An 18,409-nucleotide genomic window follows, 5' to 3' on the forward strand; every position below is an offset into this window, starting at 1 on the left:
GACAGGATTTATAAAGATGTCCGACCCGCGTGCCCATGATTTTATCTGGATTAGCGACCGTTCTGCGCTGGAAAGCGACAACGTTTTACCCGACTGGATCAACAGCAGCTGGCGCACCGCGCTGCCGCTGGTGGTACGTCGCGACCAGCGTGCGGACGGGGCCATTCCGGTTGGGATACGCGGGCTGACCCGCATTCAGCGTGCGGCGGCCTGGGTGAACCCGGCCGCTGTGGTGCGGGTCGTCACGCCGGAATCGCTGGTCAGTGACGTCAATGCGCTTTTGCAATCCCCGTTTGTTTCACAGCAACCGGTGCAGGCATTGATTACGTTAAGCAGTCTGCAACTGCCTTTCCCGTGGGGCGTGACGGGCAGTTGTGCGTTTGCGCTGGCCAGTGATATTCCTGTTATGCATGCTGACAGCGATCTGGATTTGCTGGTGCGCTGCGATTCTCCGGCGACACCCGCGCAGTTTCTCGATTTTTACGACCAGCTTCAGCGGCTTCCGTGCCGTGCCGATGTTCAGATCAATACGCCGCAAGGGGGATTTGCCCTCAGCGAATGGCTGCGCGGCGGTGATGTGATGCTGAAAACCGCGACCGGCCCGTTCCGGGTGCGTGATCCGTGGCAATCGCTGACAGGCTGATGTCTGGCAAAAGAAGCAAGGAGCACGATGAAAATCTTATTTAACTTCCCCGGTCAGGGCCCGCAGGTGCCGCAAATGCTGCACAATTTGCCCGATAATGCCCTGACCCACTCCCTGATTGAACAGGCCAGCCTGGCGCTTGGCGAAGATGTTCTCCTCCTTGATAACGCCGGCGCTTTTCATTCCACCCGCGCGGTCCAGCTCTGTCTGCTGATTGCCGGTGTCGTTTGGGCAAAACAATGCCAGGCCGAAGGCATCGACGCTGATTTTTGCAGCGGGCTGTCGATCGGGGCCTTTCCTGCCGCCGTCATCGCGGGGGCGCTGGACTTTTCCGATGCCGTAAAACTGGTCGCCCTGCGCGGCGAGTTAATGCAGCAGGCTTATCCGCAAGGCTTTGGCCTTTCTGCCATCACCGGCCTGCGTCAGGCACAAATAGAAGCGCTGGTAGCGCAGGTTAACAGCGACGAGCTTCCGGTTTATCTGGCCAACATTAACGCGGAAGATCAGCTGGTTATCGCGGGCAGCGATGCCGCGATGAAACAGGTGATGCTGCTGGCGAAAGAGCAGGGCGCGCAGAAAACTCACCGGCTGGCGGTCACGGTACCGTCGCATTGCGCGCTGCTTGATGAACCTGCGGCCAGACTGGTGGAAGCCTTTAAACAGGTGAAACTTTCCCGCCCGGTTTGCGGTTATCTCAGCGGAACGACCGGACGCGTTTACTGGCAGCCGGAGAAAATCGCCGATGATTTAGCGATGAATATGGCGCGGACCGTGAACTGGCGGGATGCCATGGTCGCGGCCTACCAGCGCGATGTCCGTCTGGCACTCGAAATGCCGCCCGGCTGTGTGCTGACCGGCCTGACAAAACGCGCCATGGATCAGGGCGAAGCGCTGTCCGTATGCCAGTCCGGCATGCATGTTGCGGGACGTCTCGCAACCCGGTTACGCGAAAACGAGCGTTAGAAATTAGTGTGATAGGTTGGTCATGAACTGATGTTCTTGTTGCGTTACGCTTACCTGTAACATGATGAAGTACAAAAGAAAATTATATATTCCGCATTCCTTTTCGTAGAAATATTGCGCAATATGTTATTGTCCAACCACGCTTCAATTGTTGACTGAAGCGTTGCCTCTTTACATGAAGGGATATCATGCCAGTTTTAATTCGCGGGGATTCAAAAATGATAGTGCTCGACAGATCGTATAGCACAGCGACCCTAGCCCGACGGTTTGAAGTCATTGATGAGATACATTTCAACAATGTCGACATGTTGGTCATTTATGATGAAAAAATCCCGTTTATAGCCATTGCAGAAGCCCAAACCAGAACAGACAACCGGGGCGAAAAACGACACCACGTGGTCGCTACGCTTGAACTTGCCCGCCGGAAGCATGACGATGAAATTCTCGAGGTTCGTGAGTTTTGGGAAGACGATAAGGCATTTCAAATCGAAGGTGTCGTCGTCAATTCTGGAATGCGAGATTACCGTTTAGCGACCTTGTTGTATGAAACGCTGGTCACTAAAAAAGATCTCACCCTGATGAGCGATAATGAGCAATATACCGGTGGCCGTGCGTTGTGGAAACGGCTTGCTCAGGACTCAACAGGATTAGTGATTTTTGTTCTGGATACCGCGAAAGGCCAATTTTATCCTTACGACGGTACAAAAATGCGTTACGACGGCGTGAGCATTCCTGAATCCGCCATCTGGAGTGATCATCCGGATAAAACGCACAGGCCAGTGGTTTTAATTGCGCAAAACAGCGAGCGCCTTTCAGCGCTTGCGGCTCGCTAGCGCATACATCCGGCTCTCTGCCGCCAGCGCGAGTAAATTCGGATCGTGTTCGCGGCTGTGCGGGAACACCAGCGCGATGGTCTGGCGCATCTGGTAGGCTTCGGCCAGTGGCAAAAGCCGGACCGTATTTTCATACACCCCTTTCATTCTGCCGGGGATCAGCGTGTACCCGACACCCGCCTGCACCAGGCTCAGCATCGAGAAAATGTCGTTCACGCGTGTGACGATATCCGGTTCGAAACCTGCCACCTGAAAGGCTTCCTGAAATCCGTGGTAAGTCGCGAAGCCTTCCGCCAGCGAGACAAATTTCTTCTGCTTAAAATCACGCAAATCGGCGGTGCCTTCACATGCCAGATCGGAACTGGCGGGTGCAGCGAGGAAAATATCGTCCTGAAATAACGGCAACTGATCATAACGCTGGGCATCGACGCTGGAGTCGCTGGTGGAAATCAGAATCGCATCCAGCTGTCCGTCCTCCAGCTTTTGCAGCAGATCGTTGTTCGAGCCCATCACCAGTTCCAGTTCAAGCTCCGGACGCCGCATTTTCAGCCCCATGATTAAACGGGGAATGGTTTCCAGCGTCAGCGAATAGAGCGTGCCGACTTTAAGCCGTTTATCACCAAAACCCGCGGCGCGCTGCGTGGCTAAAATACCGTGTTCCATCTGCTCGATGACCTGGGTCGCGTGTTCCAGCAATGCCTCGGCGGCAGGCAGTGGCAGCAGGTTTCGCCCGCGGTGGATAAACAGCGGGCAGCGCAGGCCTTCTTCCAGCGAGTGCAGGGCGCGATGCACACTGACGCTGCTCAGGCCCAGTTGTTCGGCTGCGCGGGTGATGTTCTGCTTTTCCATGTAGGCGAGGAAAATTTCAAGTTTACGGAAGGTAATTTCACTGTCGATCATGCAGGCTCCTGCGGCGCATTCATGGCCGTTGCGACCTGTGGATGATAGCTGAATAGCCGCAGCGCGACTATTCAGTAAGGGCGACGTGCCTTAGTTAATGAGCGTATAGGAAACCGTCAGGCATTTTTTGCCGTCGGCGCAGCTTTTACAACTGCCGCTCAGGCAGCTGTCATCTGCGTCGACCGTTTTCGCTTTTCGCATGGCGACCAGCCTTTCGAGCATCGCTTCAATCAGTGGCTGAGGCGTATTCAGCTGGCGGCTGAGCTGGCGGGCATCTGCCCGCCCGGCCAGCGCAAGGCTGTCGCGTACCTGAATCAGACTGGCCATCATTTCTCCTAGTGGCAATCGCTGCCGGTGGCAGGTTCACAACAGGCCGCCACGTTGCGCGGTTGCAGATGAACGCTGACGCGGCTGCGCGCTTTGCGCAGGCTGGTGAGCACTACGGCGTTGAAGATCAGCACAATCAATATGATGAGTGCGCTGTGCCCCGGATGATCGCTGAACGTAGCGGCCTGATAGAACAGCGTAGCCAGTGAGTAGGCAACATTCAGCCCCCAGAAAATGGAGAATGTCATCCAGCTGCGGCTGGTTTCGCGGGCGATTGCGCCCATTACGGAAACACAAGGGACGTAAAGCAGCACAAAAATCAGGTAGCTGTAAGCCGAAACCGCGGAGCCAAATTTCGTGCTCATCACGCCCATTGAACTGACGCCCATTTCGCCGTCGCCTTTGCTGGCTTCGATAGGGTTAGAAAGTACGCTGATGCTGAAGGTATCTTTCAGGCCCTGCCAGGTTTGCCGGACTGCGCCGTTCAGCTCGCTCAGCAGGTTGAAATTCGCGGCATCAAACTCTTCACTGGTGATGTGTTCGGCGGTGTACAAGGTATTCAGTGTCCCGACGACCACTTCTTTCGCCATCGCACCGGTGACCAGCCCGACGGTAGCCTGCCAGTTATCCGGATGAACGCCCATCGGGATAAGCACCGGTGTCAGCACTTTACTCACTGACGCCAGCGCGGAGTCATTAATATTATCGACCGCCTGGCCGCTGAAGGAGAAGCTGTTCAGCGCACCGATGAAAATACTGGCGACCACGATCACTTTACCGGCACGCAGCACGAAACCTTTCAGACGCTGCCAGGTTTGCAGCAGCAGGCTTTTCAGATGCGGAACGTGATACACCGGCAGTTCCATCACAAACGGAGACGCTTCGCCGCGCATGATGGTGTATTTCAGCAAAAGCCCGGTCAGGATCGCGACGACAATACCCAGCAGATACAACGAGAAGACGACGGATGCGCCGTCCTGCCCGAAGAAGGCGGCGGAGAATACGGCGAAAATCGCCAGACGTGCGCCGCAGGACATAAACGGTGCCATCATGACGGTGATCAGACGTTCACGCGGCGCATCCAGTGTACGGGCTCCCATAATGGACGGCACGTTACAGCCGAAACCGACAATCAGCGGCACGAAAGATTTGCCTGGCAGACCGAGCGATTGCATCAGGCGATCCATCACAAACGCAGCGCGCGCCATGTAACCGGAATCCTCAAGGAAAGAGAGGAACAGGTACATCATGCCGATTTGCGGAACCAGCGGCAGAACGGTGTTGATACCGCCGCCAATACCCTGCGCAAGGAAAATCGTCAGCCACTGCGGGAAGTGCAGCGTAAAGCCAATCCACTGCATGCCCTGAATGAAAATGGCCGCAGAGCCGATATCAAAAATCGGTTGCAGCGCGCCGCCGATGTTGATCGCCAGCACGAACATCAGGTACATCACCAGCAGGAAAATCGGCACGCCGAGGAAGCGGTTGAGGATCACGCGGTCGAGCACCTGCGTCAGTTTGTTTGGCGCGGTGAGGTGTGAATTACTGACTGCCGCGCAAAGCGACGCAATGCTCTGATAGCGCGCATCGGCGATCAGCAGGGCAGGATCGTCAACCTGTTGTTCGGCCAGGCGCGTTTTCACTTCCGGCAGCAGTTTTTGTGCGTTACCCGCGTGAGTCTGGCTGTAAATATCCCCTTCGAGAATTTGCAGCGCCAGCCAGCGGCGTTGTTGCAACGCCATGTTTTCCGGCATGGCAGCCGCGAGTACGTCCACTTCCTGCTGCAGAACCGGATGATAGGTCACGCGTTCGAGTTTTTCGACATGCGGGATCGTATCGATGGCAGCTTTCAGTTCTTTGATACCGCTGGCGCGGGTGGAAACCAGCGCGACGACCGGGCAGCCCAGACGGGCGGAAAGTGCAGGGATATCAATGTTGATATTCTGGATCTTAGCGATGTCGAGCATATTGAGCGCGACGATGCACGGAACGCCGAGCTCAAGCAGTTGTAAGGTCAGATACAGATTGCGTTCAAGATTTGAGGCATCGACCACGTTGATCATCAGATCCGCGTCGCCGCTCAGAATGTAATGGCAGGCGATTTGTTCATCGAGCGAGGTCTGCTCGGAAATGGTCGTCAGGGAATATGTGCCCGGCAAATCCACCAGCGTGACCTGATGGTCTTCTGTAGAGAAGTGGCCTTCCTTGCGTTCTACAGTTACACCGGCCCAGTTGCCGACGCGCTGACGGGAGCCGGTTAACTGATTGAAAAGCGTGGTTTTGCCTGAGTTGGGGTTACCAATCAGGCCGATAGTCAATGGTTTCATACGTTAAGATCTACGTGTGAGAAAGGGAAAACGCGGGGAGTCAAAGCGGCCCGCCCCAAAAAGGTCAAAACGACTACGTGGCCAGATGCTGAAGATCAGGCCAATATCTCGAGCTGGAGAAGGTCGAGGTCTTTCTTTCTGACCACAAGGCTGGTGCGGCGGGTTTCGATTTGCACCGGATCACCCATCGGCGCGACGCGGATAATGTTGAAGAATGATCCCGGCAGCATGCCCAGTGAGAGCAGTTTCTGGCGGTAAGCCGGGCTAATCTCATGGGAAAAGCCGGTAATTTTATAAGCACATTTTGATTTAAGTTGCATAGTTTCCTCGCGAAGCGATCCGGTAAATGTGGAGACGGCGGCAGGAGAGTAAAGGTCCTCCAGTGCCGCGCTTCCTTGCCCGGTGTTCCCACTTAACTGCGATTATTGTGGCAAAAAGAATTGCTCAGAAATTGTCCCTGGTGCGAAATTGTCAGCCTGAAACTGACGGCGTAGCGAATACGCAAAGAAGTACAAACGAGAATAGTTATCATAATTAGTACGCGTGAGGAGACAAAAGAAAAGAGGTTGGCCTCTTCACGGGTATCTCCACCGCGAGGCTATGCTATGCCTGTGGGGCAGCTGTTTTATTGATTTACCTCAGTGATTGATTCATTAGGACAGAGTTTAAAAAGTGTCGAAAAAAAATACATAAAAAAAGCCGCTGGTTATCAGCGGCTTTCGTTTGAAAGGTGAAAAGGGAAAAATTAGCGTTTTTTACCCATCGCGGCGGCCAGTGCATCGGCCATCGCATTATTCCCGGCCGGAGCGGAATTACGTCCCGCCGGTTTGTTTGCCGCAGGACGTTTTTGCGCATCACGGTTATTGCCTGCCGCCGGTGCAGAGGAGCGCCGCGCCGGGGCTTCACCCGGTTGTTCGTCCAGACGCATGGTTAGGGCGATACGTTTACGCTGTAAATCAACTTCCATCACTTTGACTTTAACGATATCGCCGGCTTTCACCACGGTGTGCGGATCTTCGACGAATTTGTTCGCCAGTGAAGAAATGTGTACCAGTCCGTCCTGATGAACGCCGATATCCACGAACGCACCGAAGTTGGTGACGTTAGTGACCGAACCTTCGAGGATCATGCCCGGCATCAGGTCATTCATGGTTTCCACGCCATCGGCAAAGGTCGCGGTTTTGAACTCAGGACGCGGATCGTGCCCCGGTTTTTCCAGCTCTTTGATGATGTCGGTAACGGTCGGTACACCGAATTTGTCATCGGTGAATTCGCTGGCTTTCAGGCCGCGCAGCGCGTTGGAATCACCCATCAGCTCTTTCAGTGCCAGCTGTGTGGCGGCCAGAATGCGTTCGACGACCGGATAGGTTTCCGGGTGAACCGTTGAGGCATCGAGCGGGTTATCGCCATGGTTGATGCGCAGGAAGCCCGCGCACTGTTCGAAGGCTTTTGGCCCCAGACGGCTCACTTTCAGCAGCTGTTCGCGGTTGCGGAACTGCCCGTTTTCGTCGCGCCAGTTCACGATATTCTGCGCCATCATGCGGGTCAGGCCTGCCACGCGGGTCAGCAACGGAACCGATGCGGTGTTCAGATCCACACCCACGGCGTTCACGCAGTCTTCGACCACGGCATCGAGTTTTTTCGCCAGCAAGCTCTGGCTGACGTCGTGCTGGTACTGACCGACACCGATGGATTTCGGATCGATTTTCACCAGCTCGGCCAGCGGATCCTGCAAACGACGGGCAATGGAGACCGCACCGCGAATCGATACGTCCAGCTCCGGGAATTCCAGCGCGGCCAGTTCGGAAGCGGAATAGACGGACGCGCCTGCCTCGCTGACGATCACTTTCTGCGCAATCACTTTCGGGAATTGTTTTTGCAGATCAAGGAAGAAACGTTCGGTCTCGCGGGAAGCGGTACCGTTGCCGATCGCCACCAGCTCAACGTTATGTTTGATGCACAGCGCGGCAACCTGCTGCGCCGCTTTCGTCGCCTGACCGGTATGGGGATAAACCGTATCGATATCCACCAGTTTGCCGGTGTTATCCACAACGGCGACTTTTACGCCAGTACGCAGACCCGGATCGAGGCCCATGGTAGCGCGCATTCCGGCCGGTGCGGCCATCAGCAAATCATGCATGTTGCGGGCGAAAACGTTAATCGCTTCATCTTCGGCGCGTTCACGCACGGTGCCCATCAGCTCGGTTTCGAGGTGCAGCAGCACTTTGATGCGCCACGTCCAGTTCACCACCGCGCGACGCCAGACGTCGGCAGGAGCGTTGTTCAGACGCAGGCCCAGATGATCGATAATCAGCTGTTCGGCGTAGCTTTCTTTTGGCGGTTCATCGTGTTGAGGATCGGCATTCAGCGCCAGTTGCAGCACGCCTTCGTTGCGGCCGCGGAACATCGCCAGTGCGCGGTGCGAAGGCACCTGAGAAATGGGTTCATGGTGATCGAAATAATCGCGGAATTTCGCGCCTTCCTGCTCTTTGCCATCGACCATACGGGAAGTCAGATGCGCATTTTTCCACAGGTAATCACGGACTTTCGCCAGCAGAGACGCATCTTCGGCAAAGCGTTCCATCAGAATGTAGCGCGCGCCATCGAGCGCGGCTTTGGTATCGGCGACGCCTTTTTCGGCATCGACAAATTTAGCGGCGGTGGTTTCCGGCTCGTTCAGCGGTTCATTCCACAGCAGATCGGCCAGCGGCTCAAGGCCTGCTTCAATCGCAATCTGCCCGCGCGTACGGCGTTTGGGTTTAAACGGCAGATAAAGGTCTTCCAGCTCAGTTTTGCTCAGCGTGGTGCTGATCGCTTTAGCCAGATCGTCGCTCAGTTTGCCCTGTTCTTCGATAGATTTGAGAATGGTCTGGCGGCGGTCTTCCAGCTCACGCAGATACCCCAGACGTGTGTCTAACTGACGCAACTGGGTATCATCCAACCCACCGGTGACTTCCTTACGATACCGCGCAATAAAGGGCACGGTATTACCTTCATCCAGCAGACGCACCACGGAAGCAACCTGCTCCGGGCGAACCTGCAATTCACTTGCGATAATGCGGCTCAGTTGATCATTCATAGGTCTGGTATCAGTTTTTCGTTAGTGAGTGACGTAAATACAGGGCACCGTTATACGATTTGAAGGCTGAAAATGCCAGCCGTCGGGACGATGTGCCTCACGTTTTGGGCGTTATCTGATTATTTGCCGTAGTCGATTTCATTGACGTACCAGGTCGCATCGCCGACCGGCGTGGTGACCACCAGACTGTCGCCGACTTCCTTTTTCAGCAGCGCGCGCGCCATCGGGGAGTCGATAGAAATGTAGTCTTTACGGCCAAAGATTTCGTCATAACCGACGATGCGAAAGCGCTTGATATCGCCGTCGTCATTTTCCACTTCCACCCACGCGCCGAAGAACACTTTGCCGTCCTGCTGCGGTGAATAATCGACAATGCGCAGTTGTTCCAGGCATTTGGTCAGATAGCGGATGCGGCGGTCGATTTCGCGCAGACGTTTTTTGTTGTACTGATAATCGGCATTTTCACTGCGGTCACCCAGACTGGCGGCCCAGGTCACCTTTTTGGTGACTTCCGGACGCTCTTCTCGCCACAGAAAATCCAGCTCAGTTTTGAGCTTGTCGTAGCCTTCGCGGGTAATCAGTTTGGTCTTCATGTTACCTGTCGCCTTCCACACAGTTATCTTCCAAAATCCTTCGCCATTGTTTCACACAATTGCGCCGCTGACAGTGCAGAAATTGGTCGAAAAAACTGTCGGGCTGCTACGCTTTATATGATGGCTTTTTAGTCGGATAGTTATTATCCTTCGCCGCGCTTCTTGCGAATTTTATATTCCGTAACACATTTCGCAATATTCTGAATTTCAAAATATTTTTCTTAAATATCACTTCAGATTATGGGTCATAGGGATTAGGGGTACAGCTACAAATGGATTTACTCAGATTCTTACTTCGTTTGCCTTTTACATTGATAAAAGGCGTCCTTCGCGCGCTGGCTTTTATTTCAGGTCTGCTCGGGCGCGTCATTAAACCTGTTGTCGGCAATATCGACTGGCGTGCGCCGGTCTGGTTGACGGCAATGTCCGGCTGGCTGAAGCGCGGATTTACGCGCATGGAAAGCGGCGTCGATAGACACCCGAAAGCCATCAGTCTGGCTATTCTGGTGTTGCTGTGCGCGGCAGGTGCGGGCGTTTACGGCTGGCACTGGTGGTTAAACCGTCCGCAGCCGATCGAACCGGCACCGATGGTGTATCAGGAAACCAGCGTGCGGGTCAGTAACCCGGAAGCGATTAATTATGCCGCGCAAAAAATTGCGCCTCAGCAGGCCATTTTTAATTTTAAAAATTCAGCTGCTCCGCTGACGGATGTCGGCAAAGTCGTCGAAAAAGGCATTACGCTGAAACCGGCAACTGAAGGTGAATGGAAATGGATCAGCGGTTATACGCTGGTCTTCACGCCAAAAAATCCGCTGCCGATGGGCACAAAATACGAAGTGAGTTTTACGCCTGACGTACTGCTCGCGCCGCAAATCAAACTGGCGACCACGCGTTATGAATTCACAGCGCCTGCCTTCGATTATCAGTCGGGCACCGCCGAGTATTATCAGGACCCGCAGGATCCGCAAAAACGCAGCGCGATTTTCAACGTCAAATTCAATGCGCCGGTGGATGTGGCCAGTTTTGAGAAACAAATCTCTCTGGGCCTGAGCGAAGGGAAAGCCAAAACGGAATCCAAACTCAATTATTCCGTGGTCTACGACCAGAAAAAACTCAACGCCTGGGTGCATTCCGAACCGCTGAAATCGCTCGATCACGGCGGTTCTGTTCACATGACGATAGGCGAGGGCGTAAAGGCGTCGGTGGCATCAAACGCAACCACGCAGGCGCGTAACGTCTGGGTTTCCGTGCCAACGCTTTACAGCCTGGCCGTGAGTGACGCCAGCGCGCAGGTGGTAGATGCCGACGGCGCGAAAGGTCAGCGTGCGCTGATCATCGGGTTCAGCGATGCGGTAAAAGATAAAGACATCCGCCGCGCGGTAAAAGTCTGGTTGTTACCGCAGCACGATCCGAACGATTCAGACGCCGCAACCGGCCCGGACGATTACGCCAGCTGGAATGTGGAAAGTGTCGAAAATAACGTGCTGGCGCAATCCACACCGCTGAATATCCAGCTGAACGAAGCCGAAAGCGACTATCAGCCGCAGTTCAGTTTCCGCTTCGATGCGCCCGCGCACCGCGCCATGCTGGTGGAAATCGACAATGTGCTGACGTCTTCCGGCGGCTATAAAATGCCGGAAAAAGTCTACCGCATTGTTGAAGTTCCGGATTATCCAAAGTCTCTGCAATTTATGTCGCAGGGTTCGCTGCTGTCGGTGAACGGTGACAAACAAATCAGTGTGGCCGCGCGTAACGTGCCGGGAATGCGTCTGGACATCAAACGCGTTATCCCAAGCCAGCTGCAACACATCGTGTCATTTAAAAGCCGTGAATATTCGTCGGCGGAATTTAACCGTCTGAATGACGAGTATTTTACCGAGCATTTCAAATACCAGACGGCGGTGAATAACGACAAACCGGGTGAAGTGAATTATCAGGGCGTCGATCTTTCCCGTTATCTGTCCACCGATCCGAGTTCGCATCGCGGCGTATTCCTGCTGACGCTGTCGGAATGGGATCCGAAGAAGAAAGAAGAAAAACCGGCGACTGATGATGACGGTTATCAGTATCAGGATGACGATCAGAGCGGAGACGAAGCGCCGGTCGGCGATTCCCGCTTTGTGGTGGTCACCGATCTGGGGATTATTGCCAAGCGTTCGCAGGATAAAACCCGCGACGTGTTTGTGCAGTCGATTCACAGCGGTACGCCGGTCAGCAACGCCAAAGTGTCGGTTATCGCAAAAAACGGCGTCACGCTGCTGACGCAAACCACCGGCGCTGACGGACATGTGCGTTTCCCGGCGCTGGATGTTTACACCAGCGAGCGCCAACCGGTGATGTTCCTGGTCGAAAAAGAGGGCGATGTTTCGTTCCTGCCTGCCGACCGGAATAACGACCGCGGCCTCGACTTCTCGCGGTTCGACGTGGATGGCGAAGAAACCCCGAACGACCCGCGCACGCTGAGCAGTTATCTGTTCTCCGATCGCGGCGTTTATCGTCCGGGCGACACTTTCAATATCGGTCTGATCACCCGCGCCGCCGACTGGAGTATGGGCCTGGCCGGTGTTCCGGTGCGCGCTGAAATTCATGACCCGCGCGATAAGCTGATGAGCACAGTTCCGCTGACGCTCGGTGCCAGCGGTTTCAACGAGCTGAGTTATACCACCGACGACAATTCACCGACCGGCGAATGGAACGTTTATCTGTATCTGATCGGCAAAGACAACGAGTCTTCCGTGCTGCTGGGCCACACCTCAGTTAACGTGAAAGAGTTCGAGCCAGATCAGCTGAAAGTGAAACTGCAACTGACGCCGGAACGTAAGCAGGGCTGGGTGAAACCGACGGAATTGCAGGCCAATATCGACGTGCAAAACCTGTTTGGTACGCCAGCGCAGGATCGCCGCGTGACGTCGAAACTGACGCTGCGCCCGATGTATCCGAGCTTCGACGCGTTCCCGGACTATGCGTTTTACGAGAATCGCCAGAACAGTGACGGGTTTGAAACCAATCTGGAAGACCGCACGACTGACGAAAAAGGCACGGCGAATATTCCGCTGGATCTGAAATCTTATGCCGATGCGACGTATCAGCTGCAACTGCTGTCAGAAGCCTTTGTGGCCGGTGGCGGGCGTTCAGTCTCTGCGACCGCGCGGGTTCTGGTTTCGCCGTACGATTATCTGATCGGCGTGAAACCGGACGGCGATTTGGGGTACATCAACCGCGGGGCGGTTCGTCATCTGAACGTGATTGCCGTTGATCCGACCCTGAAACAGATTGCCCTGCCTGCGCTGAAAGTGGCGCTGATTGAACAGAAATACATTTCGGTTCTGACTAAGCAGGATTCCGGCGTTTATAAATATCAGTCGAAAATGAAGGAAGTGCAGCTTTCGGAACAACCGCTTTCGCTCACCGCGCAGGGCAACGACCTGACGCTGGCGACCGATAAACCGGGGGATTTCGTGCTGGTGGTAGAAGACGCGCAGGGCAAAGTGCTTAACCGCATTGCGTATACCGTCGCGGGCAACGCCAACCTTAGCCGTTCGCTGGATCGCAACGCCGAGCTGAAACTGAAACTCAATCAGGCGGAATATCAGCCGGGTGAGGAAATCGAGGTTTCCATCAACGCGCCTTATACCGGCAGCGGGCTGATCACCATCGAGAAAGACAAAGTTTACAGCTGGCAGTGGTTCCACACGGATACCACCAGTTCCGTGCAGAAAATCCGCGTGCCTGCCGGAATGGAAGGCAACGGTTACATCAACGTGCAGTTTGTGCGTGATGTGAATTCCAATGAAATCTTCATGAGCCCGCTGAGTTATGGCGTGATGCCGTTTAAAATCAGCACCAAAGCGCGCCAGAACTATTTGGAAGTGGATGCGCCGGAAGTCATTAAACCGGGCGAAAACCTGGCGATGACCGTCATGACCGATGGCCCGCAGCAGGTTGCGCTGTTTGCCGTGGACGAAGGTATTTTGCAGGTGGCGCGTTATCGCCTGAAAGATCCGCTGGAATATTTCTTCCGCAAGCGCGAGCTGGGCGTGGAAAGTTCGCAAATCCTCGACCTGATCCTGCCGGAGTTCAGCAAGCTGATGCAGCTGGCCGCAGCGCCGGGCGGTGACGGCGGCGAAGGGCTGGATCTGAACGTCAATCCGTTCAAACGCAAGCGCGACAAACCGGTGGCGTACTGGTCGGGTATTACCGAAGTGAACGGCGAGAAGCAGTTTGATTATCAGGTGCCGGATTACTTCAACGGTAAAATCCGCGTGATGGCGATTTCTGTCACACCGGACAAAATCGGCAAAGCGCAAACCTCGGCGACCGTGCGCGATAACTTCATCATGACGCCAAACGTGCCCGCAATGGTCGCGCCGGGCGATGAGTTTGATGTCAGCGTCGGCGTGAGCAATAACCTCGAAGGGCTGAACGGCAAGAGCGTGGCCATCGCCGTGCATCTGGCGGTGCCGCCGCAGCTTGAAGTGGTCGGTAAAGCGGATCAGAACCTGTCGCTGGCTGAAAAACGTGAAGGCGTGATTAATTTCCGCCTGCGCGCCAAATCCTTGCCGGGCGATGCGCCGCTGGTCTTTGAAGCAACGTATGCCGATAAAACCAGCCGCCGCACCATCAGCACATCGGTTCGCCCGGCCATGCCGTTCCGCACTCAGTCAATGATGGGGCGCATGAGCGGCAGCAGCCAGACGGTCGATAATCTGCGTCAGATGTTTGATGCCTATGCGGTGCGCAAAGCTGCGGTTTCCAACTCACCGCTGGTGCTGACCAACGGGCTTTCACAGTATCTGGCGGATTATCCGTATTACTGTTCTGAGCAGATTGTCAGCCGTTCGATTCCGATGATCCTTGAAGGTCAGCATCCGGAAATGAAAGGTTCGCTGAGTCAGGCGGAGACCAGCAAAAAACTGAAAGACATGCTGTCGATCCTGCGTTCACGTCAGAACGACAGCGGTGCGATTGGCCTGTGGCGTTCGTCGCCGCAAACCGATCCGTTCGTCACGCCTTACGTGGTGCAATATCTGCTGGAAGCCAAAGCTGCGGGCGTTGCGTTACCGGCCGGTATGCTCGATGAAGCCAATGCGGCATTGCGCGAGCTGGCGGCCAGTCAGAGTGATGATTTGTACTCGCTGCGTCTGCGTGCCTGGGCGGTTTATCTGCTGACACGTCAGGGCGAAATCACCACCAGTTCGCTGGCGTCGGTGCAGGACACGTTGCAACAACGCTATCCGGACACCTGGAAAACTGATCTCAGCGCGCTGTATCTGGCATCGTCCTACCGCATGCTGAAAATGGATGATGAAGCCAATACCCTGTTGCAGCCTACGTGGAAGCAGCTGAGTAAGGCGTATGGCAAAGCCTGGTGGACGCAGAGTTACTTTGATCCGCTGGTTCAGGACGCGACGCGTTTGTACCTCATCACGCGCCACTTCCCGGAAAAAGTGTCTGCCATTCCGCCGCAGGTGCTGGAGAACATGGTCAGATCGCTGAAAGAGGAACGTTACACCACCTATTCTTCGGCAATGAGCATTCTGGCCCTGGAGAGTTATTCCGCACAGGTCGCGGCGCAGGCCACGGCACCGGACGCGCTGAAAATCACGCAGATCAGCAAAACCAAAAATGTTGAACCGCAGCTGATTTCCAGCGTTCAGGGGCTGTTTGCGAAAGCCGATTTCACCGCCGATGCGAAGGCATTGCGCGTGGAGAATGGTAACGACGCACCGGCGTGGTACGTGGTGACGCAGGCCGGTTATGACCTCGCCGCGCCGAAGAAAGCCATTTCGCGCGGGCTGGAAATTACCCGTGATTACACCGATGAACAGGGTAAACCGGTCACGCAAATTACGCTGGGGCAGAAAATAAACGTACACCTGAAAATCCGCGCCAATTCGAAAGAAGGGCAGGACAATCTGGCGATTGTCGATTTACTGCCGGGCGGATTTGAAGTGGTACAGCAAACGGCACCGGAACCGGAATCTGACAGCAGCGATGAAAACAGCGATGCAGAGGCTTCCGCATCCTGGCAGTCACCGCTGGCAGCCTCCGGCTCGACGTGGGCGCCGGATTACAGCGACATTCGCGAAGACCGCGTGGTGATTTACGGTAGCGCCAGCACCGATGTGCAGGAGTTTGTCTATCAGATCAAAGCCACCAACACCGGCAGTTTCATCATCCCGCCGGCGTATGGCGAAGCGATGTATGACCGCGAAGTTCAGGCGCTGTCCGTCAGTGATCAAAAACTGGTGGTCGTCCCGGCAGACGAACCGGCTGTTGCTAAAAAATAATAGACCGCAGACTACGCCCCGCTGTTTTGGCGGGGCGTAACTGACGCTGAGTAGCAAGATGAACACCTTTCCTCTTTTTTTCAAAACAGCCAAACGCCTTCTGCAAAATATCGCTATGGCGGGTTTTTTACTGGCGCTGCTGCTTCTGGGGTGCCGCCTCTGGCCGCATCCGCCGCTTTCTCAGGGGCAACCTTTTTCATCCGTTTATTATGACCAGCAGGGTACGCTGATGCGCATCACGCTGGCGAATGACGATCGTTATCGGGTGTGGACTCCGCTGGAACAGGTTTCGCCGCTGGCGGTAAAAGGCCTGTTGCTGCACGAAGATCGCTGGTTTTACATCAATCCGGGTTTTAATCCGTTCAGCCTGATGCGGGGTTTCTGGCGCAGTTATGTGGCGGGTGGAAAAATGCAGGGCGGTTCGACCATCACCATGCAGCTGGCGCGGATGCACTGGCATCTCAATACCCGAACGCCGTCGGGCAAAATCATGCAGGTTTTACGTGCGATCCAGCTGGAACTGAGTTATTCCAAGCACGATATCCTCGAAGCCTATCTGAACTACGCGCCTTATGGCCGCAACATTGAAAGCATCGGCGCGGCCAGCCTGATTTATTTCGATAAAGCCCCGAAAGACCTGACATTGCCGGAAGCGCTGACGCTGGCCGTTTTGCCGCAATCTCCCAGTTACCGCATCGACGCCAAAACCGGCGTGCTGGGGACGGCACTGACGCAGGCGCGTAACCGGCTGTTTGGCCGCTGGCAGGCGCATTATGCGACCGACAGCAGCCAGATTTCACTGTTCAAACTGCCGCTGGCGCTGCGTCAACCGGAGCAGATGCCGTACATCGCCCCGCACTTTATTGAGCAGCTTCGCCAGCAAAATCAGCAGCTGGTTCAGACTGATAACCGCGTGGATACCACGCTGGATGCCGGTTTGCAGCGGTTGATCGAGCGGCAGGTCAACGCCTTTATCACCCGCAATGAAAGCCGCGGGATCCACAATGCCGCCGCTCTGCTGGTGGATACCCGCGACATGGGCGTGCGGGCGCTGGTGGGATCGGCGGATTATTACAACCGTGAAATTCAGGGGCAGGTGAACGGCACGAACGCCAAGCGCTCGCCGGGCTCGGCGCTTAAACCTTTTATTTACGCGCTGGGAATGGAGCAGGGCGTGTTGCATCCGATGACCATCCTGAAAGATGTGCCTTCGGCATTCGGGGCTTATGCGCCGGAGAACTTTGATCGCCGTTTTCTCGGGCCGGTGACGGCGACCGACGCCCTGAACTTCAGCCGCAATATTCCGGCGGTGTACGTCGCGTCACAGCTGCGGCAGCCGACGTTCTACCAGTTTCTGCGGTTGTCCGGCATCGCGGATATGTCGAGCGAAAACCACTATGGCCTCTCGCTGGTGCTGGGCGGCGGTGAAGTGACGATGCAGGAACTGGCAAAACTGTATGCGCTGCTGGCAAACCGTGGCTTGCTGCAACCGCTGCGGATGCAAAAGAGCGATCAGGCTGTCACGACGCCGGTCAGATTGCTCAGTGAGGAGGCCAGCTTTATGACGCTGGACATGCTGCGTCAGCACCGTCGCCCCGGTGATACGCTGGCTCAGCAGCCTTCCTCATTGCCGGTTTACTGGAAAACCGGCACCTCTTGGGGGTTCCGCGATGCCTGGAGCGTGGGGATTTTCGGGCCGTACGTTCTGGTGGTCTGGGAAGGTAATTTCGACAGCAAAGGCAACAACGTCTTTGTGGGCGCGGAAGCCGCTGCGCCGCTGTTCTTCAATATCATCGACAGCATTAACGCCAGCTATCCCGCTTTGCAGGAACCCCGGCATCCGTTCCCGAAACAGCTAAAACGGGTCGACATCTGCCTCGCCAGCGGGGATTTACCGACGCCGTGGTGCCAGCAAAAAGGCAAAACCTGGTTTATTCCCGGCAAATCACCGATCAAGGTCGATACGGTTTACCGCCCGGTCAGGCTGGACAAGCTGACCGGTGAAGTCGCGTGCCCGCCTTATGAAGAAAACGAAACCCGCACGGAAGTGTTCGAGTTCTGGCCGTCAGATCTGGCCAATGTGTTCGCTCAGGCGGGGCTGCCAAAGCGCAAACCGCCGGTGAACCACTGTAAAGATGAGGGCGTGGAGGTCAGCGGAAATCCGCCGCGCATTACGTCTCCGCTCAAAAACACGGTCTACACCCTGCGGCAATCGCAGCAAGGGCGCGACAGGATTTCGTTTAACGCGGTGACGGATGCGGACAGCAAAACGGTCTACTGGTTTGTCGATGATATTTACCTCGGCAGTTCCGCCAGTAAATCGGCCATCGACTGGCGGCCTATCAACAACGGGCAATATCGAATCCGCGCCGTCGATGATCATGGCCGCGCCGACAGCCGGTTAATCAGTATTGAGATTTTGAATTAAGGAAGGAAATCAGGCAGCGAAGACGC

At 55.4% G+C, this 18,409-nt stretch carries 11 protein-coding genes; 5 read left to right on the forward strand and 6 right to left on the reverse strand.

What is annotated here, in order from left to right:
- The first annotated feature begins 16 nt into the window (after nucleotides 1–16).
- From KWG64_RS12540 to KWG64_RS12550, 3 genes are all read left to right on the forward strand, one after another.
- Entirely contained in the window at nucleotides 17–643 is a 627-nt protein-coding gene (locus tag KWG64_RS12540) for a malonate decarboxylase holo-ACP synthase (RefSeq protein WP_218522068.1), read from the forward strand.
- Nucleotides 644–670: 27 nt separating this feature from the next.
- Nucleotides 671–1,606: a malonate decarboxylase subunit epsilon gene (gene mdcH, locus KWG64_RS12545; RefSeq protein WP_218522069.1), complete on the forward strand. Its 936-nt coding sequence runs from the start codon at nucleotides 671–673 to the stop codon at nucleotides 1,604–1,606.
- Between the two features lie 188 nt (nucleotides 1,607–1,794).
- Nucleotides 1,795–2,439 carry a hypothetical protein gene (locus KWG64_RS12550; RefSeq protein ID WP_218522070.1) on the forward strand — a complete coding sequence of 215 codons (645 nt, stop codon included), beginning with the start codon at nucleotides 1,795–1,797 and terminating at the stop codon, nucleotides 2,437–2,439.
- Here KWG64_RS12550 and KWG64_RS12555 read toward each other — a convergent pair.
- From KWG64_RS12555 to greB, 6 genes are all read right to left on the reverse strand, one after another.
- Entirely contained in the window at nucleotides 2,419–3,339 is a 921-nt protein-coding gene (locus KWG64_RS12555) for a LysR family transcriptional regulator (RefSeq protein WP_195825399.1), read from the reverse strand. The genes KWG64_RS12550 and KWG64_RS12555 overlap by 21 nt on opposite strands.
- A gap of 90 nt (nucleotides 3,340–3,429) precedes the next feature.
- Complete coding sequence (locus KWG64_RS12560) at nucleotides 3,430–3,666, reverse strand: FeoC-like transcriptional regulator (RefSeq protein WP_195814766.1); 237 nt, start codon at nucleotides 3,664–3,666, stop codon at nucleotides 3,430–3,432.
- Between the two features lie 8 nt (nucleotides 3,667–3,674).
- Nucleotides 3,675–5,993 carry a Fe(2+) transporter permease subunit FeoB gene (gene feoB, locus KWG64_RS12565; protein WP_218522071.1) on the reverse strand — a complete coding sequence of 773 codons (2,319 nt, stop codon included), beginning with the start codon at nucleotides 5,991–5,993 and terminating at the stop codon, nucleotides 3,675–3,677.
- 95 nt (nucleotides 5,994–6,088) lie between these two features.
- Nucleotides 6,089–6,313 (reverse strand): ferrous iron transporter A, encoded by a 225-nt coding sequence (gene feoA / locus KWG64_RS12570; protein WP_195814764.1) that lies wholly within the window; start codon nucleotides 6,311–6,313, stop codon nucleotides 6,089–6,091.
- A 425-nt stretch (nucleotides 6,314–6,738) separates the two neighbouring features.
- A complete protein-coding gene (locus KWG64_RS12575; protein WP_218522072.1) occupies nucleotides 6,739–9,072 on the reverse strand; it encodes a Tex family protein in 2,334 nt (777 codons plus the stop codon).
- Between the two features lie 119 nt (nucleotides 9,073–9,191).
- Nucleotides 9,192–9,665, reverse strand: a complete 474-nt coding sequence (greB, locus tag KWG64_RS12580; RefSeq protein ID WP_165060991.1) for a transcription elongation factor GreB — start codon at nucleotides 9,663–9,665, stop codon at nucleotides 9,192–9,194.
- Between the two features lie 272 nt (nucleotides 9,666–9,937).
- Between greB and KWG64_RS12585 the strand changes: the two genes are divergently transcribed.
- Both KWG64_RS12585 and pbpC read left to right on the forward strand, forming a co-directional pair.
- Nucleotides 9,938–15,955: an MG2 domain-containing protein gene (locus KWG64_RS12585; RefSeq protein ID WP_218522073.1), complete on the forward strand. Its 6,018-nt coding sequence runs from the start codon at nucleotides 9,938–9,940 to the stop codon at nucleotides 15,953–15,955.
- A gap of 58 nt (nucleotides 15,956–16,013) precedes the next feature.
- Nucleotides 16,014–18,383 carry a penicillin-binding protein 1C gene (gene pbpC, locus KWG64_RS12590; protein WP_255562171.1) on the forward strand — a complete coding sequence of 790 codons (2,370 nt, stop codon included), beginning with the start codon at nucleotides 16,014–16,016 and terminating at the stop codon, nucleotides 18,381–18,383.
- Nucleotides 18,384–18,409 lie beyond the last annotated feature (26 nt).

Origin of the sequence: Rahnella sp. PD12R, from assembly GCF_019200965.1 — a bacterium.
Classification (GTDB): domain Bacteria; phylum Pseudomonadota; class Gammaproteobacteria; order Enterobacterales; family Enterobacteriaceae; genus Rahnella; species Rahnella laticis.